Below are 20,814 nucleotides of genomic sequence, written 5' to 3' on the forward strand. Positions count from 1 at the left end.
CGAGGTGCCGCCGAGGTACTGGGAACGGCGGTCCTCCTCGGCGATTTCAGACCAGGTCATGGCGCGTTCGGCGACCGTCACCCACGTCCGCGCCATGCCCGCCACCGGCAGCAACCATCTGCCGGTCGCCGCCCAGGTCGCGCTGAGGCCGTCTCGGTCGCTCAGCAGGGCAGGAGGTAGGGCCACCGCCGTCGAGGCGCGATTCCGACGGACGTGGCCCGGCGGCCAAGGCCCAGGCTCCTGAAAGCCAGCCTGGACCCGCCGCGCGTCAAGGGCCCGGCCGTCTGAGGTTCCGTCCTCTCTGACGTCGCGAACGGTGCGGAAATATCCCCGTGAGGCGGCGGCGAAAGGAGGCAGGGGCCCGGGGATGCCGGGCCCTGCAGGTGAATCAGTCGCAGGCGCGCTCGCCGGCGACCTGACTGAAGCCACGGACGAGACCGAAGAACAAGCCGACCATGAGGTAGACGCAGGTGTTCTCGGTGTAACCGTGAAGGCTGGCGACGAGGCCGACCAGACTGAAGGCCATCATGCAGACGGCACCGAGGCTCCCGAAGTAGGGACGCCGGTAGGCAAAAGTGAGACCGAAGATGGCCCAGACGACCGCGTGGCCGATATTGATCACGGTGGAGACCTCGAAGCCGAGGTGGATGAGGTTGATGAGGCCGCTGACGACGCCGGCGGCGGCGATGACGGTGATGTTGCCCCTGTGGGCACGTTCGGTCAGCGCATGCACGGGGGTATCCCCTTTTCCTTTGTAGTGGCGTTCTACTGACGCGCTTCGCATGGAACCGTCCAGGCCGCGGCACGGACCGCAACCAGAACATGACCGTCGGGCGCATAGGGCCGGCCGGGGCTTACGCGCGCCGCCAGACGCGAGGAAAGGCCGGACCGAACCTCGCGAACCGTCAACTGGCCGCCGCTGGTTCGAGCGAGGACGGCCACAAGACGTCCATGTGGGGAGAGGTCCCAGCACGCGGCGGCAGGATGCGCGGTCAGGGCTCTGCGAGACGTCAGCGGGGGACGGTGACGACGATCTTGCCGATCTGGGTGTTGGACTCCAGGTGGCGGTGGGCGTCGACCACCGCAGACAGGGGGAAGGGGCGGTCGATCAAGGGGCGGACCGCGCCTGAAAGCAGCAGGCCGGAGGCCAGGAAGGCCGCGGCACGGCGGACGGCGATCGGGCTACGCCTTGATCCGCGATCGAGTGTCCGTTCTATCGATTTCACGCCCCCGGCGTCCGCTCCACCGGCGGACGAGAGCGAGACCCTACGGTACAGGCGGTCGGGCGGGATGGCCGATCAGCGAGTGCGGCCTGTCGCCGGTCCAGTGAAGCCCATTTCGTTGATTTCCCTTTTCCTTCCCTGAAGGCTTCTTTGCTTTTTACGAGCTTGCCCATACGTGCGGCGGGAAACGGTGCCCAGAAGCAGAGAGAGCGATTCGCCCGTTTTCTGACATAGATCATCGGGCCTCAACCCGAACGGAGCCCACCGCATGCGCAGACTGGTGATGGCCACCCTGGCCACGCTCGCACTCGCCTTGGCCGCGGGCCCCGCCGCGTCCGCGACGACGGCGCAGGACGCCCGGACATCGCCTGCCGCCGCGCAGGCGACGGCGACCGTCCGCGTACTGCACGGCGTGCCCGGCCTGACCGTGGACGTCTTCGCGAACGGCAAGGAGATCCTGTCCGACTTCACTCCCGGCTCGCTCAGTGACCCGCTGCAACTGCCCGGGGGCAGCTACGACATCAAGGTCTTCAAGGCGGGCGAGGGCCCTGGCGGCACCCCGGCCATCCAGAAGACCGTGGAGGTCACCGCGGGGACGAACGTCACGCTGACGGCCAACCTCAACCAGGGCGGGAGCCCGGCGCTCAACGCCTACGTCAACGACACCTCCAAGGTTCCGGCGGGCAAGGGCCGGCTGACCGTCCGGCACATCGCCGCCGCGCCCGCCGTCGACGTGCGGGCCAACGGGACCGCCATCATGCAGGACCTGTCCAACCCCGACGAAGCCGTCACGGAAACAGCCGCGGGGACGGTCAAGGCGGACGTCACCCTCGCCGGGACCGACAACGTCGTGATCGGGCCGACCGACCTGACCGTGGCCGAAGGCGCCAACACCATCGTCTACGCCTGGGGCAGCGCGAAGGAAGGCAACCTCAAGCTGGCCGTGCAGACCATCAACGGCCTGCAGACCGCTCCGAGCGGGGTCCCCGGCGGGACCGGCGGCCAGGCAGCCTCCCACGACGGCGGTGCGCCCGGGTGGCTGGTCGGCGCCACCGGGCTGGCCCTCCTGTCGATGGTGACGATCGGCGGGGGCACGCGGCTGCTCGTCCTGCGCCGGCGCGGCGCTCCGCACGGCGACCGCCGCTGACCGCCGAGGCGTGCCGATGCCCGGCTCCTCGCGCCTGCTGCTCGTCCTCGCCGTCGCCGGTCTCATCATGACCGGCGCCGGCGGGGCCGGGCTCTGGCGGGCGGCGACCGGGGACGGTCCCGCGGACAACGGGCACCGGCCCTCGTTCGGCTCATCCACCGCGACGGGCCGGCGAACCGCAGGCGGAGCCCTCGGGCCGGGGACCGCGCTACCCGCCCCGCCCGTGGAACTCGCAGCGCCGTCCGCCGGGCTGCACGCGGTGGTGGTGCCTGTCGGGGTCGACCCGGCAGGGGCCATGGCGCTGCCCGGCGACGTCTCACGCGTCGGCTGGTACCGCTACGGCGCCCGCCCTGGCTCGCACGCCGGGTCGGCGGTCCTGGCCGGGCACGTCGACTCCCGCGAGCGCGGAATCGGCGCCTTGGAGGCGCTGCGGCACGTCTCCCCCGGGGACCGGCTCACCGTCCGCCTCGCCGACGGCCGCGGCCTCCGGTACCGCGCGGTCTCCCGCGAGACCATCGGCAAGGGGTCGATGCCACTGAAGGAACTGTTCGCCCGCGACGGCGGTCCCCGCCTCACCGTCATCACCTGCGGCGGCCCCTTCGACGTCCGGGCGCGCCGCTACCGCGACAACCTCGTGATCACCGCTGTACCCATGCGGCCCTGAGCCGGTCCGGCGGGCCGGGGGGCGTCCTCCGCCCGGCGGACCGCGGGGACCGCGGGGACCGCGGGGACCCGACCATGCCGCCCGTCACGGGCCGTCCGCAGGAGTGGAGGAGGTCCGCGCGCGGACGGCGGCACCGGATGGGCACGTACGAAGGAAGTTGGCGAAATGACCTTCGAACAATCACGCGGACATGCCCTTCAGGCGGTGAAGCTGGAGGGGAACGATCCGTCCACGTCCGCGAGGAGCCCGGCCGCCTCATGAACGGTCTGTCGTTCACCGTCCCGCTGTGGGTCTGGGCCGCGGTCATGGGCGGCATCGTCGTCATGCTCGCCGTCGATCTCCTCGCCCACCGCGACAGCCACGTCATCGGCTTCCGCGAGGCCGCGCTGTGGAGCGCCGGATGGATCGCCCTCGGGCTCGGCTTCGGCGGCGTCCTGATGCTGTGGCAGGGCAGCGAGGTCGCCTCCACCTACTACGCCGGATACCTGATCGAGAAGGCGCTGTCGATCGACAACGTGTTCGTCTTCGCGCTGGTCTTCTCGTTCTTCGCGGTCCCCGACGCCTACCAGCACAAGGTCCTGTTCTGGGGTGTGATCGGCGCACTCGGGGCCAGGCTGGTGTTCATCTTCGTCGGGGCCGAACTGCTGCGGCTGTTCTTCTGGACCGCCTACCTCTTCGGCGCCTTCCTCATCTGGACGGGCTACAAGATGGCCGTCTCCAAGGACTCCGAGGTCCATCCCGACAAGAACCCGGTCGTGCGCGCCGTCATGAAGGTCATCCCCACCGACCCGCGGTTCCACGGCGACCGGTTCGTCGTCCGGCTCGACGGCCGGCGCGTGGCGACCCTGCTCCTGGTGGCCCTGGTCGCGATCGAGGCCACCGACCTGATCTTCGCCGTCGACTCCGTCGCGGCGGTGCTGGCCATCACCACCAACACCTTCCTGGTGTGGACGGCCAACGCCTTCGCCGTCCTCGGCCTGCGAAGCCTCTACTTCTGCCTGTCCGGACTGCTGCGCCGCTTCGCCTACCTCCACTACGGCCTGGCGGTTCTCCTCGCCTTCGCCGGCGTCAAGCTCATCCTGTCCGAGACCCCGGTCGGCAAGCTGCCCATCCCGCTCACCCTCTCGGTCATCGCCGTCACCATCTTCGTCTCCATCGCCTGGTCCCTCATCGCCACCCGTGGCGGCCCCCCGGACGAAACCGACGCCGACGAACACCCGTCCACTTCCCGTCCGTGAATCTCCAGGAGCCTCCGACCCGTGTCCGGCGGTGAAGACGGCGCGTTCGGTCGGGGCCGCCGAGGTGTCAGCGGGGGACGGTGACGACGATCTTGCCGATCTGGGTGTTGGACTCCAGGTGGCGGTGGGCGTCGGCTATCTCGGGCAGGGAGAAGGTGCGGTCGATGACCGGGCGGAACGCGCCCGAGCGCAGGCCGGAGGTCACGAAGGCCGCGGCGCGGCGGAGGCGTTCGGGGTCCTTGGCCGTCTCCAGCATCGTGTAGGTGCGCATGTTCAGCGCCGGCATGCCGAGGTCGATGCCCGGATAGGGCGTCGGCTCCCCGCTCAGCGCGCCGTAGACCAGGAGCGTCCCGTCGGGTGCGACCAGACGGGCCAGGTCCGTCACGCCGGGGCCCGCGACCGCGTCGAAGACGAACTCGGCGCCTCGGCCGCCGGTCGCCTCGAGCACCCGTCCGGCCACGTCGTCCGACTCGGTGACGATCACCTCGGTCGCGCCCTCCTTGAGCAGCGCCTCTGTCTTGGCGGCGGTGCGGGTCAGGGCGATCGGGATCGCCCCGACGCGGTCGGCCACGTGAATGGCGGCGAGCCCGACGCTGCTGGACGCCGCGTTCAGCACGACCGTGTCGCCGGGCCGCATGCCGCCGACCTCGACCAGCGCGCCATATGCCGTCAGGTACGGCATCCACACCGCCGCGCCCTCGACCGCGCCGAGGCCCTCAGGACGGTGCAGCACCGCCGCGACCGGCACGATCGCCTGCTCTGCGTAGACCCCGTACTCGTTCTGGGAGAAGCCGGGCACCGTGCTGACCTGCTGCCCTGGCCGGAACCCGGTGACGCCCTGACCAACCGCCTCCACCACGCCCGCAGCCTCCGTGCCAAGCCTGGCCGGGAACGCCTTCACCGGTTCAATGTAGCGGCCGGTCCGGAACAGCACTTCGGCCCTGTTGAGGCCGATCGCCTCCACACGGAGCCGCAGCTCGCCCGGACCCGGCTCGCCGGCTTCGACGTCCTCAAGCCTCATCACCTCGGGGCCGCCGAGCTCGTGGAACATCACCGTCATGGCCATCGCGTGTGGGTCCTTCCTCGTAGCAGGTCGCTCTACTGAAGCCCGTAAGTACGATAGCTGTCAAACTTTGATGCGGGTCAAAATTCGATGCCTGCCAAAATTCGATGCACGTCGTACTATGGACGCCATGGAGGCCGACCGCGTCCCGCCGCACCCCGACGTCCGGACGATCCCGTTGCAGCAGGTCCTTGAAGCCCTGGTCGATCCGGTGAGGCGGAGCATCGTCACGAGGCTCTGCGAGGCGTCCACCGACATCCGGTGCGGCGCGTTCGATCTGACCGTGAGCAACTCCACGGCCACGCACCACTTCCGGATCCTGCGCGAGGCCGGGCTCATCCGGCAGTACTACGTCGGCACATCGCGCATGAACGCCCTCCGGCGTGACGAGATCAACGAGGCCTTCCCGGGCCTGCTGGACGCCATCGTCGCCGCCGGCCGCACGTCCCCCCGGCCCGCCTAGGTCGTCCTGATCACAGAGGTCGTGGGCGTGCGACCCGATGATCCTGGCGTGAGGGAGGGCCTCCGGATTCGGTGTGCTTCTCGGGTGCGTGGTCGCTCTACCTGCTGGCCCCCATCCGGGGATGGCTGTTGGCAGTGATGACGCGTCGCCGTCCCGCAGGTGATGCTTGCAACTAGAGGAAATCACTGCGAAGGCCAGTGTGCATCGGCATCGGCCCTGTGCGATGCGGCCCGGCTGTGGAGGATTCTCAGGGCCTGTGGCGGCACCCGGCCATCATCGGGGGAACGTGAAAATGACCATGCTAGAACCGCTGATCCACCGCGAGACGGTCAGTGTGGACCTGACCGTCATCCACGGCCTGACCGGTCAGGCCGTGGCCCAGGTCCGCGCGTGGTCGGCCATGACGCTGGAGCGGTGGGGAGTGCCGCGGCTGGTCGGTGATACCAGCACCGTCCTCACCGAACTGGTGACCAACTCATGCCAAGCCGAAGCCGGTGACCTGCTGGTGCTGATCGAATGGCACCAGGAACGGGACCAGGTCCTCATCGCCGTCTGGGACGACGCTCCCGGGCTCCCGGCCAAGCGCGAACTCGACTACATCGCCGAAAGCGGCCGTGGGCTTCACCTCGTCGAGGCTCTGTCCAGCGCTTGGGGCCACCGCCCCGACACCAGCGGCCCCGGTAAGACCGTGTGGGCCCGCCTGCCCGCCCCCGACGGCGGCGGCACGCGTCCGGGCGGATAGCGGCCGACCGCGACACCGGAAACCGGGCGTGCTCGTGGGGCGCGAGTCCCCCCACCGTCGGGATTGTGCACTTCCTACCGATACGTAGCTGTTCGCGGGGGAGGTGCGAAAGAGGGCGGTTCACTAGGATGCTCGCGTGCGCGAAGATCAAGAGGTCCCGGACGACGTCGTGATGACGGCGCCGATCAAGCTGCCGGGCGGCGCGCCGGTGGCCGCCGACGAGCCCGTGGAGCGCGCCGCGAACGTCGATCCCGCGCCGGTGCGGGCCTTCGGCCAGGACGTGGAGCGGCTGGCCGGGCTGGTCGCGCAGCTCGTCGAGACCGCGGGCGTGCTGGGTGTCCGGCTGGACGGCGAGGTCAGCGAGGTGCTGGTCAGCGCGGAGAAGGCGTTCACCGAGGCGCGGGACGCGCGGCGGGAGGCCGCCCAGGCGGACGTCCTGGCGAGCGAGGCCGAAGCCCGCGCCGAGGCCGCCCGGCAGGAGGCCGTCGCGGCGCAGGAGGAACTGCGCAAGGGGCTCGCCGCCGCGAAGGCCAGCGTCACGGCCGCGCAGGAGAGCGAGGCCAACGCGTGGAAGGAGGCCGGCGCCCACCAGCAGGCCCGCGCCACGTCCGCCAACGAGGCCGCGAGCGCCGAGGGGCTGCGCAAGCGCGCCGAGGCGGCGTGGAGCACCGAGCACCAGGCGCGCACCGAGGCCGAGCGCGAACGCGACGACCTGGCGGCGCGGCTGAGCACCGACCAGGCGGCGCTGGCCACGGCCAGGAGCGAGCTGATCGACGCGCGCGCGGAACTGGTGGAGCTGCGCGCCAAGCTGGAGGCCGCGTCCGAGTCCGAGCGGCGGCTGCGGGCGGAGCTGAGCGTCGTGCAGGGCGAGGTCGCGGGGCTGAGCGTCGAGCGCGACGCCGCGACGGCCAGGGCCGACGAGCTGGCCGCGCGCGCCGAGCGCGCCGAGAAACTCGCCGACACCGCCGACGCCCGGATCGACGGCGAGCGGACGCGCGCCGACCGGGCCGAGCAGCGCGCGGACGCCGCCGAGATCCGCATCGACCGCGACGCCGCGACCGTGCGGGCGTTGCAGGACACGCTGCGCGCGGCGCTTGACCTCCCGTCCGTGGAGGACCTCGACGACGGCCGCGGCGTGCGCGTGGGCGACGTGGGCGCGGTGACCGTCCAGCCCGGCGGCCTCGTCGGCGTCGACCAGGTCCCCGAGCTGATGGACGGGGAGCTGGCCGGACGCTTCGCCCGCGCGATCCTGGCCGTGCGCGTCCACCAGGCGACCCGCCGGGCCGTGGAAGAGCCGCAGGACGAGCCGGAGGAGACGGGCTCGGAGGAGTAGCCCCGCCCGCGCCTATCCTGCCGGCCGTCGGGGCTCGGTGCGGCGGCGCAGGATCAGCCACCGTCCCAGCAGGCCGACGGCGAACATGAGCACGCCCGCCGCCACCGACGGCCAGGGCAGGGTGGCCACCAGGACGAGGCACCCGACCACGCCGAGCAGGTTGAGCGGGCGCGGCCAGCGCCGGTCCGCCGCCGGCTGGGTGAACGCGGAGGCGTTGGCGACGGTGTAGTAGACAAGGACGCCGAAGGACGAGAAGCCGATCACTCCGCGCAGGTCGACGGTGGCGGCCAGCGCGCTCACCACGACGGCCACGGCGATCTCCGCGTGGTGCGGGACCTGGTACCGGGGATGGACGGCGGCGAGCCGGCCCGGCAGGTCGCGGTGGCGGGCCATGGCCAGGGCGGTGCGTCCGATACCGGCGATCAGCGCCAGCAGCGCCCCGAGCGCCGCCAGTGCCGCGCCCACCCGCACCACGGGCGCCAGGCCGCCGGTGCCCGCGGCGTCGACGGCGGTGACCAGCGGCGCGGTCGAGGCGGCGAGCCGGTCGGGCCCGGCGGCCAGCAGTGCCGCGACCCCGACGACCAGGTAGACCGCCACGGCGATGAACAGCGCGAGCGGGATCGCGCGGGGGATGGTGCGGCGCGGGTCGCGGACCTCCTCCCCCATGGTGGCGATGCGGGCGTAGCCGGCGAAGGCGAAGAAGAGCAGCCCCGCGGCCTGCAGGACCCCGTAGACTCCGCCGCTGCCGAGCGACGACCAGCCGCCCAGCCGCGCCGTTCCGGCGTGACCGCCCGCGGCGATGCCCGCGACCACGACCGCCAGCGCGGTCAGGCTCGTGGCGACGAGGACGCGGGTGAGCAGGGCCGTCCTGGTCACCCCGCGGTAGTTGAGCGCGGCCAGGCAGACCACGGCCGCGACGGCGACCGCGCGCTGCGCCCACCACGGCCCGGGGACCGCGTAGGACGCGAAGGTGAGCGCCATCGCGGCGCACGAGGCCGTCTTGCCGACCACGAAACCCCAGCCGGCGGTGAACCCCCACCAGTGGCCCAGCCGCTCGCGGCCGTAGATGTAGGTGCCGCCGGAGGTCGGGTAGGCCGCGGCCAGCTGCGCGGAGGCGACCGCGTTGCAGTACGCGATCACCGCGGCGATCACCAGCCCGACCAGCAGCCCCGTGCCGGCGGCGCGGGCGGCCGGGCCGAACGCGGCGAACACGCCCGCCCCGATCATCGAGCCGAGCCCGATCACGACCGCGTCCCCGGTTCCGAGGCGGCGCGCCAGGCCTCCGCCACCGGGTGACGGCGCCGTCCCGGACGGGCCGACGGCTCCCCCGGGACGTGGTTCAGACGGCATCGCCGCGCCTCCCCTGCTATTGCATCAAACTGGTTTGATGTATCGTCCCGAGTGTGGTGTCACCGAGTCAAGCAACCGACGGGCCGGGCGAGCCGGGCCACAGTGCGGCGGGCCACGGTGCGGAGGGCCACGGTGCGGCGGGCCACGGGCACGGCGCGGCGGACCGCGCCGGGACGGTGCCGGACGTGCCCCAGTTCGTACGCCTGGCCGCCCACCCGCTGCGCTGGGGGCTGCTGACCGCACTCGCCGGCGGCGACTTGCGCGTCCGCGAACTCATGGCGCGGGTCGACGCGTCGCAGAACCTGGTCTCCTACCATCTACGGCTGCTGCGCCAGGGCGGACTGGTCACCGCCACCCGCAGCACCTTCGACGGCCGCGACACCTACTACCGCCTCGACCTGGACCGCTGCGCGCACTCCCTCGCCGCCGCCGGCCCCGCCCTCCACCCGGCCCCGAGCCCTGCCCTGGACCCGGCCCTGAGCCCTGCCCTGGACCCGGCTTTGAGCACGTATGGTCGCCAATCCCCGGGGCACGGGGTTCTGTTCGTCTGCACGGGCAACAGCGCCCGATCACCGATCGCCGAAGCGCTGCTGCGCCACCGCAGCGCCGGGCGGGTGACCGCGACCAGTGCCGGCACCCGTCCCAAGACCGCCCTGCATCCCCGCGCGGTGGAGGTTCTGCGCGAGCGGTACGGGATCGACATCGCCGACCAGCGGCCCCGCCACCTGGACACCGTGCGCGACCACCGGTTCGACCACGTGATCACCCTGTGCGACAGGGCCCGGGAAGCCTGTCCCGAGTTCGGCGACCGCACGCGCCGGATCCACTGGAGCACCCCCGACCCCGCCACAGCCGCAACGGCCGGTCCGAGCGGCCCGGCCGGTGCGGGACGCGAGATCGAGGCGGAGGCGGACGCGTTCATCCGAGCGGCCGCCGACATCGACACGCGCGTCCGCTACCTGCTGCCCGTCCTCTCTCTAGCATCGGAGGCTCACCCATGACGGCGCCCGACCAGTACGCCAGCGTCCGCTACCTCGTCGACGACGTCCCAGCGGCCGTCGACTTCTACACCACCCACCTCGGGTTCACCCTCAACTTCAGCGCCGCGCCCGCGTTCGCCGACGTGGTGCGCGGACCGCTGCGGCTGCTGCTCTCCGGCCCCGCGAGCTCCGGCGCCCGCGCCACCCCGGCCGACGCCGCCGGCGCGGGCCGCAACCGCATCCACCTGGTCGTCGACGACCTGGACGCCGAGATCACCAGGCTGCGCTCGGAGGGCGTCACGTTCCTGAGTGACGTCGTCAGCGGCCCAGGCGGGAGCCAGATCCTCCTCACCGACCCGGCGGGCAACCTCATCGAGGTGTTCCAGCCCGCCCCCCGTCCCGCACCTGCCCGCCCGTAGCGCCCGTCCTCCCGCTCGATGGCAGGTCGGCCTTCGCCGGGGCGCGGGTCGCGATGAGTTCCAGCCTCGGCGCCGGTCTGCTTAGGCCAGGAGGTGCCGTATGCAGGAGCGAGTGCAGGAGACCATCGACCGGCTGGTGGAGTCGGGCGCTGAGACAGGGATTCAGGTTGCCGTGTACCGGCGCGGCGAGCTGGTGGTGGACGCGGTCGCGGGAGTGGCCGACGCCGCGACGGGACGTCCGATGACGTCCGATACGCCGGTGTACGGGAGCTCGGCCGGGAAGGCCGTCACGGCGACGGTCGTCCACGTCCTCGCCGAGAAGGGCGTGCTGGACTACGACACGCCGATCGTGGAGTTCTGGCCCGAGTTCGGTGCGCACGGCAAGGAGAAGACGACCGTCCGACACGCGCTGACGCATTCGACCGGCGTTCCGGGTCTGCCCCAGGACACGACTCCCGAAGACCTCTGCGACTGGGACAAGATGTGTGCGGCCGTGGCTGACGCGCGGCCCTGGTGGGAGCCGGGCGAGAAGGCCGGGTACCACAGCCAGTCGTTCGGCTACATCCTCGGTGAGGTGGTACGGCGGGCGACGGGCCGGCGGATCTCCGAGGTGCTGCGGGACGAGGTGGCAGCGCCGCTCGGGGTCGAGCGCGAGCTGTTCTTCGGCGTCCCGGAGGCGGAGCTGCCCCGGGTGGCACGGCTGGACGATCCGTCCGGAATGACCGAACTGCCGCCGGAGGTGATCGCGGCGATGCCGATGTTCAAGGTCGTCAACGGGTACACGGCGGGACCGCTGAAGGCCATGCCGAGCGCCGAGTTCGGGAACCGCGCCGACGTGCTCACGGCCGACATCCCGGCGGGCGGCACGATGTCCGCGCGGGGCGTCGCGCGCATGATGGCGGCGCTGATGGACGAGGTGGGCGGAGGGAACGGTGTGGACGGCGTGCGGCTGGTGTCGCCGGAACGGTTCCGCGAGCTGTCGGCGGTCGCCCGCGACGACATGGACGAGGTCTTCGGCGCTCCGGCGGGCCGGGCCCTCGGTTACCTCACCGGCGCACCGTGGCCAGCCGAGGGACGGCAGGTGATCGGGATGGGCGGCAGCGGAGGCAACGGCGTCAACGCCGATGTCGAGTCCCGGACGGTGGTCGCCGTCTCCAAGAACCGCTACACCACCGGCGACTTCACCACGACGCGCCAGATCGGCACCCTCATCGCCCCCTGATCTGGGCGACGCCGCCCCCGGACTGCGGTGACCAGGAGGTGGCGGGCCCCGCGGCCTGGGGAGGTCGCGGGGCCCGAGGGATCAGGCTTTGTCGGGGCGGGAGGCCCGGTTCTTGAGCGGGAGTTCCACGAGGCGGACGCACAGCATCGTCACCGCGAAACCGGCCAGGCACGCCACCAGGAGATGCGCGAGAATCGGGAGCTCGCCGAACGATCCCACGTGGAACACGGCCAACTGGGTGAGGAGCGGCACGCCGGGCATCGCCAGCAGCGCGAAGGCACGGCGCCCCTGGCTGGACCTCGACAGGGCTGCGCAGAGCAGGACGGCGATGACCAGAGCGGTGCCGAACTGGAGGCGGCCCCACATCAGCGCGAAGTTGTAGAAGCGGTCAGGATCGGTCAGCTGAAGCTTCCCCACATCGCCTTGGAGCAACAGCTTGAACAGCGGCTCCGAGGAGAGCGCGGCGAGGAGTCCCGCCATGACCGCTACCCCGGCGACGCGTGATCGGCCGAGCAGGCGGGCGCCGTGGCGGGGCCCGGGCGACGCGACCAGCGATGCGGTGGCCACCAGCGCGAGCGGCAGCGGGATGCCCGCCAAGGAGGCCGCCACGAAGGCGTAGGGGGCTTCCACGAAGTTCTCGGCCCAGATCCCGAGGACCACCTGCGCTGCGGTCAGCGTGCAGGCGGCAGAGGCGGCATGGCGGCGGGCTCCACGCCAGGCCAGGAAAGCGATACCGGTCCAGGCCAGCCAGAACGGCATGGTCCCGAAGTAGACGGGGAGCAGGCCCCACAGGGTGGCCGTGTCCAAGCGGTGAGCGACCGCCCACGCCGTATCAGGGATGTTGAGGACGAACCGCAGCCCGTCGGCCAGGAGCATGACCATTGAGATGAATCCGGCCACGGCGAGCGCTCCCGGCCACGGTGACCCGGTGGCGTCGCCGGCGGCGCGGCGCAGCCGAATGTTGAGGGCGCCGCGGAGCAGGTCGGCGGCATCACCGAGGGATGGCCGTGTCTGTCCCGGCCGGGCCGCGGACAGCAGTACGTCCAGCATCTCTTCCCCGTGCTCGGCGCGGTGCCCGGCCGGGTAGCAGGCGAGGAGGCGGCGGTAACGATGCTCGAGTGCGCTCACTGGAGCCCCCCGAAGGCCGGCGTCGCGCCGCCGCCCAGGTTCGGGAGGTCGGCCAGGCGGCGGGCGGCGATCCGCGTCCGCTGCTGGAGCGCCTCGACCTCGGCGGCCAGTGCGGCGGCGCCCTCGTCGGTGAGCCGGTAGTAGCGGCGCAACCGGCCGCCGACGACCTCCTCGCGGTCGGGGGCGATGAGCTCCTCGGCCTGCAGCCGGTCCAGTGCCGCGTAGAGCGTGCCGGCGCGCAGCCGGGTCCGCCCGTCGGAGATCTGCTCGACGTCGGACATGATCCCGTACCCGTGCTGCGGACCGTCCGCGAGCGCGGTCAGGATCAGGAACGTCGGCTCCTGCATCGATTTGGGCATGCCATCGTTATATATCGATCATCTGACTATTCGCAAGCGCCCGACTTGCGGCGGGCGTCACCTCAGCGCGGCCTCACCTCAGCGCGGCGGGGGCGGTGGGTGGGACGGCGGGGCTCTCGGGCAGGACGCGGTCGATGCGTTCGTAAGGGCGTCCAGGCTCAGGACGAGGGTCCTTCTGGCCGCGGTTCGGCCAGAACGCCATGGCACGCTCGGCCTGGGCCGTGATGGTGAGGGACGGGTTCACGCCGAGGTTCGCGGTGACCGCAGAGCCGTCCACGACGTGCAGGCCCGGGTGTCCGTGGACACGGTGGTAGGGGTCGATGACACCGGTCACGGGCGTCTCCCCGATGACGCAGCCGCCGATGAAGTGCGCGGTCGTCGGGATGTTGAACAGGTCGAACCAGGTCCCGCCCGGGGTGGCGTCGAGCTCCTCCGCGAGCATCCGGACGGCCTTGTGGGCGACGGGGATCCAGGTGGGGTTGGGCTCGCCGTCGCCCTGGCGCGCGACCAGCCTGCGGCGCCCGAGCCGGCCGCGCTTCTCGCCGATGGTGATGGAGTTGTCGGCGGTCTGCATGACGAGGGCGATCACGGTCCGCTTGGCCCAGTCCCTGAGGGACAGCCCGCGCAGGATGACGGTCGGGTGCCGGGCCGACTGGCCGAGGAACTTCAGCCAGCGGGGCGGGCCGCCGCCGTCGACCAGCAGAGTCCGGATGACGCCCATGGCGTTGTTGCCCGCGCCGTAGCGGGTGGGCTCGATGTGGGTCTTGTCGTCCGGGTGGAACGACGAGGTGATGGCGAGGCCCGTGCTGTGGTCGACGTCCTTCTTGCGGTGCCAGACGGTCATGCGCTCGACGCCGAGGAGCGCCTCGGAGTTGGTGCGGGTGAGCTCACCGAGGCGGGGCGACAGGTGCGGGAGGCGGCCGGCGGAGCGCATCCGGTGCAGGAGGCGCTGCGTCCCGTACGTCCCGGCGGCGAGGACGACGTGTTCGGCGGTCAGCGTCCGGCGGCGCTTGCGGAGCGGGCCGGTGCGTTCGGTGCCGACCTCGTAGCCGCCGGCCTCCCGGGGCGTCAGGGCGGAGACGGTCGTGTCGGGTATCACCCGCACGCCCGCCTTCTCCGCGAGGTACAGGTAGTTCTTGGTCAGCGTGTTCTTCGCGCCGACCTTGCAGCCGATCATGCAGGAGCCGCAGCCGGTGCAGGTGGTCCGGCGCGGGCCGGCGCCCCCGAAGTAGGGGTCGGCCGTGTCCTCGCCCGGCCTCTCGCCGAAGAACACCCCGACCGGCGTCGGGTGGAAGGTGTCGCCGACGCCCATCCGGTCGGCGACGCGCTTCATCGCCTCGTCGGCGGGCGTGACGAGCGGGTTCACGGTGACGCCGAGCATGCGGCGGGCCTGGTCGTAGAACGGCGAGAGCTCGTCCTGCCAGTCGGTGATGTGGCCCCACTGGCGGTCCTTGAAGAACGGCTCCGGCGGGACGTAGAGGGTGTTGGCGTAGACGAGGGAGCCGCCGCCGACGCCCGCCCCTGCCAGGACGAGGACGCCGGCCTTGCCGCCCACCAGGTGAACGCGCTGGATGCCGCGCATCCCCAGGCGCGGCGCCCACACGTACTTGCGGAGCCTCCAGGACGTCTTCGGCAGCGTGTCCTCGTCGAAGCGGCGCCCGGCCTCGATCACCGCGACCCGGTAGCCCTTCTCGGCCAGCCGCAGGGCCGACACGCTGCCGCCGAACCCCGAGCCCACCACGATCACATCGAAGTCGTAGCCGCCACCGGACAACGCGCCGCCACCGGGCATAGCGCACACCACCTTCGTCGGGGGAACGAAGAGGCCGAGTGTGCCCCTCCGAAGGGTCGCGCACCATTCACGCAACGCAACGATTCATCGCCGTCTTTGTCATCGCGGTGACAAAGCGGGGCGCCTCCGCACTCCCTTTCCGTTCTCCCGATTCCCCTGTGCGGCCCGATATCGTCGAGGCCCATTCCGGTGGAGGGACCTCTGTGAACCGACTTCATCCGGCGGCGCTGCTGCTGCTCGTCCCGGCGCTGGCCCTCACCGCGTGCGGGGGCGACGGCGGGAAGCCGAAGCCGTCCGCCCCGGCGCAGGCCGAGGCCACGACCTCGGCGCCCGACGACTCCCCCGGCGCGGGCGACACGGCCAAGGGCGGCTCGGCGAAGGCCCCGGCCGGAGCGCCGACGTCCGCGCCGCCGAAGGTCGTGAACGCGTTCGTGGCGTGCATGCGCAAGCAGGGCGTGAAGGTGCCGGAGGACACGACCGGCTGGCGCCCCGACCCGCAGGACGGCCGGACACAGAAGGCGCTCATGGCCTGCATGAAGTCCGCCGGAGCCCCGAAACCGTCATCCTGACGCACCGTCACCCAGCCTGGCTTCACCCCTGCGCGGTCGCCCACCCTGCGGAGTAATCCGGGTCGTCCGCGAACGGCAGTGCCAGGGACCGGAAGTGCTCCGCGCGGAGAGAAAGCGTTCAGGGCCGTCGGACGTGTTGGTCCGGCGGCCCTGCTCGGCTGGTTCACGGGATGCTCCTATGGATGTCAAGCGGCCAGTTCGTGATCGTTTGGTGTGGTGATGAGTTTGTAGAGCTCGCGGGCGACGTAGCGTTTGAGGCAGCGGATGATCTCCTTTTTGGAGAGGCCGTCCTTGGTGCGTCGTTCCATGTAGGCGCGGGTGTGCGGGTCCCAGCGCAGGCGGCAGATGACGACCCGGTAGAGCGCCTTGTTGGCTTGCCGGTCGCCGCTCCGGTTGAGGCGGTGCCGGTGGGTCTTGCCGGAGGAGGCGGGGATCGGGGCGGCGCCGCAGAGCATGGCGAACGCTGCTTCGGAGGCGAGCCGGTCGTGGTTGTGCCCGGCGGTGACCAGGAGCTGGCCGGCGACGTCGGTGCCGACACCGTTGGCGGCGACCAGGCCGGGGTTGATGGCGGCCACCAGCGGATCGAGGAGATCGTCGCCCGCCACCACGACGTCCTGGCCACCGAACGCAAGGAACGAGCCCGCATCCGCAGCGAGAAAGGCATCCGCTGGGGCGGCCGACCGGCTCTCGCCGCATGATCCGGCAATCTGGCGAACGTTCCAGGTCACAGCATCACCTCCGCCGCGGACCTGTCTGGGCTACTTGACCAGCCGGAAGGCGGGGTGCCCGGCCCAAGCCCGCAGGAACTTTGCCGTTCCCAGCGCCATCCAGTCGTCGTCCGCGATCCCCAGCACCCCCGGAAGGCCAGCGACGACCGACGCCTGTCCGTCCAGCAGTTCGGCTTTGGCCACGCCTCCGATGACGTCCATGACAGCGGCGGTCAGCAGGGCCGTGGTCACGTGGTCGATCTCGCGATTGCAGCAGGCGCTGACATTGACGGCATGGGTCGGTCTGAAGCCGAGAATGGCCTCCGCCTCGGGCTCGTCCGCGTGCTCAGCCTCGAAGACGCTCTCATCGCCGACATCCGGCCCCATCAAGTAGACCAGGAAGGGCCGACGCCAGTCCTCGCGCTGCGGATTGAATCCCACCAGGGCCGTCAACTCCTCGTGCGCGGAGGTGTTGCCTAGGAGTGGAAGCGGGAACGGCTTTCGCCAGTCCCTCTCTCGCCTGTCCTCGACGCCCAGTCGCTCTGCGGGCACGTTGACGTCGAAGAAACCGGGCCGCTTTTCGGTGAAGTGGGAGGAGAGCCCCACCATCAACAGGCGGAACTCCCGCAGCGCAGCCGGGGAGAGCGGCTCTGCCAACTCGATCACCAACGTCGGACCAGACATGCTGGGAGCCTAGTTTGATCGACTCCGCCACCGCTCAGATTGTTCCCACACCGAATCCAGCCGGGCCGAGCACCGTCGCCGCCAACCCGGCGAACCTATGCGGTCAGAGCACTAGCCAGGCTCCTATTAGGTCACACGCCACGCACGGTGAGTGCACACGAGCACCTCCCGACCGGGGACGACAGATCCCGTGGAAGACACGAAGTCAGTCAGGGCTTGGGTCAGACCCCGTCGGGAGGTGCTCACCTACATCATCTCTGTCAGGCCTTGTTGAAGGTGTGCTTGGCCCACAGGTAGGAGACGGCGGCGATTCCGGCGCACCAGGCGACGGCGAGAGCGCCGCTGTGGCCGATCGGGGTGCCGAGGAGGAGGCCGCGGACGGTTTCCATGATCGGCGTGAAGGGCTGGTACTCGGCGAACCAGCGCAGGACGGTCGGCATCGAGTCGGTCGGGACGAAGCCGCTGCCGAGGAAGGGCAGGAACACCAGGGGCATCGGGGCGTTGCTGGCGGCCTCGGGGGTCGGGGACTTCAGCCCCAGGGCGACCGCGAGCCAGGTGATGGCCACGATGAACAGGATGAGCAGGCCGACGGCGGCCAGCCATTCGACGGGTGCGGCATCGGGCCGGAATCCGATGGCCAGCGCGACGCCGATCACGACGGCCAGGCCGATGAGCTGCTGGATGACGCTGCCGACGACATGGCCGGTGAGGACGGAGGCCCGCGAGATCCGCATGGTCCGGAAGCGGTCGATGATGCCCTCGGTCATGTCGGTGGCGACCATGACGGCGGTCCCGGTCGCGGACGTGGCCGCCGTCATGAGCAGGATGCCGGGCACGACGTAGTCGACGTAGGCGCTGCGGCCGCCCCCGAGTCCGTCGCCGAGGGTGCCGCCGAAGACGTAGACGAACAGGAACAGGATGATGACGGGCGTGACGACCAGCTGCACGGTCATGGCCGGGTAGCGGAGCAGGCGCTTGAGCTGGCGCCGGACCATGGTGGAGGAGTCGCGCGCGGCGAGGGCGAGGGTGCTCATCGGAGGGCCTCCTTGGCCTGGTCGGTCTGCTTCCCGGTGAGGGTGAGGAAGACGTCGTCGAGGTCGGGGGTGTGCACCGACATCTCGTCGACCTCGACGGAGTGCTCGTCCAGGACGGCGAGCACGTCCCGGATCACCCGGACGCCGCCGTCGCTCGGCACCTGGAGGGTGAGCGCCTCGGGGTCGGGGGTTCCGACGCCGAGGGCGAGCCGGGCCGCGTCGAGGCGGCTCGGGTCGGCGAACCTCAGCAGGACGTGGCCGCCGGGGATGCGCCGTTTGAGCTCCTCGGCGGTGCCCTCGGCGATCATCCGCCCGCCGTCGAGGAGGCCGATGCGGTCGGCGAGTTCGTCGGCCTCCTCCAGGTACTGCGTGGTGAGGAAGATGGTGACGCCGTTCCGCACGAGGTCGCGGACGATGCCCCACATGGCGCGGCGGCTGCGCGGGTCGAGGCCGGTGGTGGGCTCGTCCAGGAAGATCAGGCGCGGGCCGCCGACCAGGGTCATCGCCAGGTCGAGCCGGCGCCGCATGCCGCCGGAATAGGTGGACGCCGGTCTGCCCGCGGCGTCGACCAGGTCGAACTTCTCCAGCAGCTCCCCGGCCTTCTGCCTGCCCGCGCGCTTCGGCAGGTGGTTCAGGTCGGCCATGAGCAGCAGGTTCTCCTCGCCGGTGAGGAGCTTGTCGACCGCCGAGTACTGCCCGGTCACCCCGATCGCGCCGCGCACGTCGTCGGCCTCCCGTTCCAGGTCGTGGCCCGCGACCCGCGCCCGGCCGGCGTCGGCGCGGATCAGCGTGGACAGGATCTGGACGGTGGTGGTCTTTCCGGCGCCGTTCGGGCCGAGCAGGGAGAAGACCGTTCCTTCGGGGACGGCCAGGTCTATGCCGTCCAGGACGACCTTCTCGCCGTCCTTGCCGCGGTAGGACTTGCGCAGCCCGTCCGCCTCGATGGCCAGGGTGGTCATGATGCTTGCTCCTCAGGGGCAGGGGTCGGGGCCGCAGGTCAGAGGCTGCGGGCGGCGATGTCGCCGTGGGAGGTGGTGGCGTGGACGTCGAGTCCGGCGCCGCCGTCGTTCTTGAGCGCGTTGGTGATGCGGCCGTGGCCGGTGCCGGCGTCCAGGGAGGCCGAGACGCCTGCGGCGGCGCCGACCGAGATGTCGCCGGACTGCGTGCGGAGGACGACCTTGCCGCGCAGGGCCTCGGCGATCCGGATGTCGCCCCTCGCGGTGCTGATCTCCGCGGGTCCGCCCAGCCGGCCGACCTCGACGTCGCCGTCGCTCGCGGTGAGGCGGACGCTCGCGGCCTCGTCCAGCTTGATCGAGCCGTAGGCGCCCTCGAACGCGACGTCGCCGAGCCGGCCGACGGTCCGCAACTCGGCGCAGGCCGCCCTCGCTTCGACGCGGGAGCCGGCGGGCAGCTTGACCGTCACCTCGACGGAGCCGCCGGGTCCGAGGTACTGGTTCTTCGCCGGGGCCCCGATCCGCAGGACGCCGTCGCCGTACTCGACCTTGGTCTGCTCCGCCGCCTTCACGTCGCGGCCCTTGGCGGCGTCCGCGGGCAGGACCTCGACCGCGGTGTCGGCCCGTTCGGCGGCGATGAACTGGACGCGCCCCGCGGGGACGTCCAGGACGGCGGAGATCGGGGCGGGGGTGTCGAAGGTCTGCATCGTGCTCTCCTCGGGCTGCGGTTCGTTGTTTCTGACTCTGGAAACGCTACGTTGCTTTCCAGAAGTTCACAACGAACTCTTTGCACTGCGAACACAATTATGCAGGTGATTGCAGCTTAATCATTGCAACGGACTCGTGCAGAACGCAACGAGCGAAGGTTCTTTCGTTGCAATGAATTGGGACTGAACGCTATGGTGACACCGTCGGGAGCACCGAGGAGCGCCATCGAGCCCCCCGCGGGGCCGGAAGGAGGTCGTGATGCCGGGAGGCAGGCTCACCCAGCAGGAGCGACGGCAGATCGCGGCGGGCCTGGCCGACGGCCTGCCCTACGCCGAGATCGCCCGCCGGCTCGACCGTCCGACCTCCACGGTCACGCGCGAGGTGATGCGCAACGGCGGCCCGACCGCCTACCGCGCCGACCTCGCCCACCACGCCACGCAACGCCGCACCCAGCGACGCAGGCAGGTCGCGCCCCAACCGCCGCAGGCGTCCCGGCAGCCCTACGGGCGCGACGCCGAGGCCGTGCGCGACTTCCAGGAGACGCTCACCACCGTCTTCATGACCTCGGGCCTGCCCAAGATGATGGCCCGCGTGCTGGCCTGCCTCTACACCACCGACAGCGGCAGCCTCACCGCCGCCGAACTCGCGCGGCGCCTCCAGGTCAGCCCGGCGTCGATCTCCAAAGCGATCGCGTTCCTGGGGGGCCTCGACCTCGTCCGCCGGGAGAGCGACGGGCGCCGCGAGCGCTACGTCGTCGACGACGACCTCTGGTTCCAGTCGATGATCCGCAGCGCCCGGGACAACGCCCAGTTCGTCGAGACCGCTCGGCAGGGCGTCGGCGTCCTCGGCCCCGACACCCCGGCCGGCGCCCGCCTGGAGAGCGCCGCCCGCTTCCTCGACTTCGTCAGCGAGGCGCTCACCCGCGCCGCGGAACAGGCCCGCGAGGTCCTCTACACCAGACCCGCAACGCCCTCGGACACCACCGCCACCCCGCCCCCGAACCACGAATAGAAGCCGCCCCCCGGACCCGCCCAGC

The 20,814-nt window shown here is 71.4% G+C and carries 22 protein-coding genes and 1 pseudogene; 11 read left to right on the forward strand and 12 right to left on the reverse strand.

Annotation, left to right across the window (positions count from 1 at the left end; all coding sequences use genetic code 11):
- Positions 1–388 precede the first annotated feature (388 nt).
- Both FKD65_RS21345 and FKD65_RS46290 read right to left on the reverse strand, forming a co-directional pair.
- Positions 389–733: a hypothetical protein gene (locus FKD65_RS21345; protein ID WP_141579163.1), complete on the reverse strand. Its 345-nt coding sequence runs from the start codon at positions 731–733 to the stop codon at positions 389–391.
- Between the two features lie 277 nt (positions 734–1,010).
- Positions 1,011–1,226, reverse strand: coding sequence for a zinc-binding dehydrogenase (locus tag FKD65_RS46290; protein WP_302931611.1), 216 nt, complete (start codon positions 1,224–1,226; stop codon positions 1,011–1,013).
- Between the two features lie 265 nt (positions 1,227–1,491).
- On the opposite strand from FKD65_RS46290, the gene FKD65_RS21355 reads away from it, so the two are divergent.
- The 3 genes from FKD65_RS21355 to FKD65_RS21365 all read left to right on the forward strand — a co-directional run bounded on the left by FKD65_RS21355 (position 1,492) and on the right by FKD65_RS21365 (position 4,272).
- On the forward strand, positions 1,492–2,370 hold the full coding sequence (locus tag FKD65_RS21355; protein WP_141579165.1) for a DUF4397 domain-containing protein: 879 nt from the start codon (positions 1,492–1,494) through the stop codon (positions 2,368–2,370).
- Positions 2,371–2,386: 16 nt separating this feature from the next.
- Positions 2,387–3,034, forward strand: coding sequence for a class F sortase (locus tag FKD65_RS21360; protein ID WP_141579166.1), 648 nt, complete (start codon positions 2,387–2,389; stop codon positions 3,032–3,034).
- A 257-nt stretch (positions 3,035–3,291) separates the two neighbouring features.
- Positions 3,292–4,272 (forward strand): TerC family protein, encoded by a 981-nt coding sequence (locus FKD65_RS21365; protein WP_141579167.1) that lies wholly within the window; start codon positions 3,292–3,294, stop codon positions 4,270–4,272.
- A 67-nt stretch (positions 4,273–4,339) separates the two neighbouring features.
- Here FKD65_RS21365 and FKD65_RS21370 read toward each other — a convergent pair whose 3' ends face one another.
- Entirely contained in the window at positions 4,340–5,338 is a 999-nt protein-coding gene (locus FKD65_RS21370) for a zinc-dependent alcohol dehydrogenase family protein (protein ID WP_141579168.1), read from the reverse strand.
- A gap of 127 nt (positions 5,339–5,465) precedes the next feature.
- Between FKD65_RS21370 and FKD65_RS21375 the strand changes: the two genes are divergently transcribed.
- From FKD65_RS21375 to FKD65_RS21385, 3 genes are all read left to right on the forward strand, one after another.
- Positions 5,466–5,798, forward strand: coding sequence for a helix-turn-helix transcriptional regulator (locus FKD65_RS21375; protein ID WP_205718755.1), 333 nt, complete (start codon positions 5,466–5,468; stop codon positions 5,796–5,798).
- Positions 5,799–6,090: 292 nt separating this feature from the next.
- Complete coding sequence (locus tag FKD65_RS21380; RefSeq protein WP_141579170.1) at positions 6,091–6,540, forward strand: ATP-binding protein; 450 nt, start codon at positions 6,091–6,093, stop codon at positions 6,538–6,540.
- A 136-nt stretch (positions 6,541–6,676) separates the two neighbouring features.
- Positions 6,677–7,873 (forward strand): hypothetical protein, encoded by a 1,197-nt coding sequence (locus FKD65_RS21385; protein ID WP_141579171.1) that lies wholly within the window; start codon positions 6,677–6,679, stop codon positions 7,871–7,873.
- A 12-nt stretch (positions 7,874–7,885) separates the two neighbouring features.
- Here the strand turns inward: FKD65_RS21385 and FKD65_RS21390 are convergent, their stop codons facing one another.
- Positions 7,886–9,223: an APC family permease gene (locus FKD65_RS21390; protein WP_141579172.1), complete on the reverse strand. Its 1,338-nt coding sequence runs from the start codon at positions 9,221–9,223 to the stop codon at positions 7,886–7,888.
- A 53-nt stretch (positions 9,224–9,276) separates the two neighbouring features.
- Here FKD65_RS21390 and FKD65_RS21395 point away from each other — a divergent pair, with 53 nt between their 5' ends.
- From FKD65_RS21395 to FKD65_RS21405, 3 genes are all read left to right on the forward strand, one after another.
- Complete coding sequence (locus FKD65_RS21395; RefSeq protein WP_240810269.1) at positions 9,277–10,224, forward strand: ArsR family transcriptional regulator; 948 nt, start codon at positions 9,277–9,279, stop codon at positions 10,222–10,224.
- Complete coding sequence (locus tag FKD65_RS21400) at positions 10,221–10,622, forward strand: VOC family protein (protein WP_141579173.1); 402 nt, start codon at positions 10,221–10,223, stop codon at positions 10,620–10,622. The genes FKD65_RS21395 and FKD65_RS21400 overlap by 4 nt, the downstream gene beginning before the upstream one ends.
- Positions 10,623–10,722: 100 nt before the next feature.
- Positions 10,723–11,844: a serine hydrolase gene (locus FKD65_RS21405; protein WP_141579174.1), complete on the forward strand. Its 1,122-nt coding sequence runs from the start codon at positions 10,723–10,725 to the stop codon at positions 11,842–11,844.
- A gap of 81 nt (positions 11,845–11,925) precedes the next feature.
- On the opposite strand, the gene FKD65_RS21410 is transcribed toward FKD65_RS21405, so the two are convergent.
- From FKD65_RS21410 to FKD65_RS21420, 3 genes are all read right to left on the reverse strand, one after another.
- Positions 11,926–12,972, reverse strand: coding sequence for a hypothetical protein (locus tag FKD65_RS21410; protein ID WP_141579175.1), 1,047 nt, complete (start codon positions 12,970–12,972; stop codon positions 11,926–11,928).
- Complete coding sequence (locus FKD65_RS21415) at positions 12,969–13,331, reverse strand: PadR family transcriptional regulator (RefSeq protein WP_240810270.1); 363 nt, start codon at positions 13,329–13,331, stop codon at positions 12,969–12,971. The genes FKD65_RS21410 and FKD65_RS21415 overlap by 4 nt, the downstream gene beginning before the upstream one ends.
- Positions 13,332–13,404: 73 nt before the next feature.
- Complete coding sequence (locus FKD65_RS21420; protein WP_141579176.1) at positions 13,405–15,123, reverse strand: GMC oxidoreductase; 1,719 nt, start codon at positions 15,121–15,123, stop codon at positions 13,405–13,407.
- A gap of 203 nt (positions 15,124–15,326) precedes the next feature.
- Between FKD65_RS21420 and FKD65_RS21425 the strand changes: the two genes are divergently transcribed.
- Entirely contained in the window at positions 15,327–15,692 is a 366-nt protein-coding gene (locus FKD65_RS21425; protein ID WP_141579177.1) for a hypothetical protein, read from the forward strand.
- A gap of 185 nt (positions 15,693–15,877) precedes the next feature.
- Here the strand turns inward: FKD65_RS21425 and FKD65_RS21430 are convergent.
- From FKD65_RS21430 to FKD65_RS21450, 5 genes and pseudogenes are all read right to left on the reverse strand, one after another.
- Positions 15,878–16,306: pseudogene (locus tag FKD65_RS21430) on the reverse strand (transposase); the annotation flags it as partial.
- 144 nt (positions 16,307–16,450) lie between these two features.
- Positions 16,451–17,083: a DUF6368 family protein gene (locus FKD65_RS21435; protein WP_141579178.1), complete on the reverse strand. Its 633-nt coding sequence runs from the start codon at positions 17,081–17,083 to the stop codon at positions 16,451–16,453.
- 260 nt (positions 17,084–17,343) lie between these two features.
- Complete coding sequence (locus tag FKD65_RS21440) at positions 17,344–18,117, reverse strand: ABC transporter permease (RefSeq protein ID WP_141579179.1); 774 nt, start codon at positions 18,115–18,117, stop codon at positions 17,344–17,346.
- The gene (locus tag FKD65_RS21445) at positions 18,114–19,076 is read right to left on the reverse strand and encodes an ATP-binding cassette domain-containing protein (protein ID WP_141579180.1); all 963 of its coding nucleotides are present in this window, start codon (positions 19,074–19,076) and stop codon (positions 18,114–18,116) included. Before FKD65_RS21445 ends, FKD65_RS21440 begins: the two co-directional genes overlap by 4 nt.
- A gap of 38 nt (positions 19,077–19,114) precedes the next feature.
- Entirely contained in the window at positions 19,115–19,777 is a 663-nt protein-coding gene (locus FKD65_RS21450; RefSeq protein ID WP_141579181.1) for a DUF4097 family beta strand repeat-containing protein, read from the reverse strand.
- Between the two features lie 259 nt (positions 19,778–20,036).
- On the opposite strand from FKD65_RS21450, the gene FKD65_RS21455 reads away from it, so the two are divergent.
- Positions 20,037–20,789 carry a GbsR/MarR family transcriptional regulator gene (locus FKD65_RS21455; protein WP_141579182.1) on the forward strand — a complete coding sequence of 251 codons (753 nt, stop codon included), beginning with the start codon at positions 20,037–20,039 and terminating at the stop codon, positions 20,787–20,789.
- The last annotated feature ends 25 nt before the right edge of the window (positions 20,790–20,814 follow it).

Origin of the sequence: Actinomadura sp. WMMA1423 (genome assembly GCF_006547145.1) — a bacterium.
Lineage (GTDB): Bacteria > Actinomycetota > Actinomycetes > Streptosporangiales > Streptosporangiaceae > Spirillospora.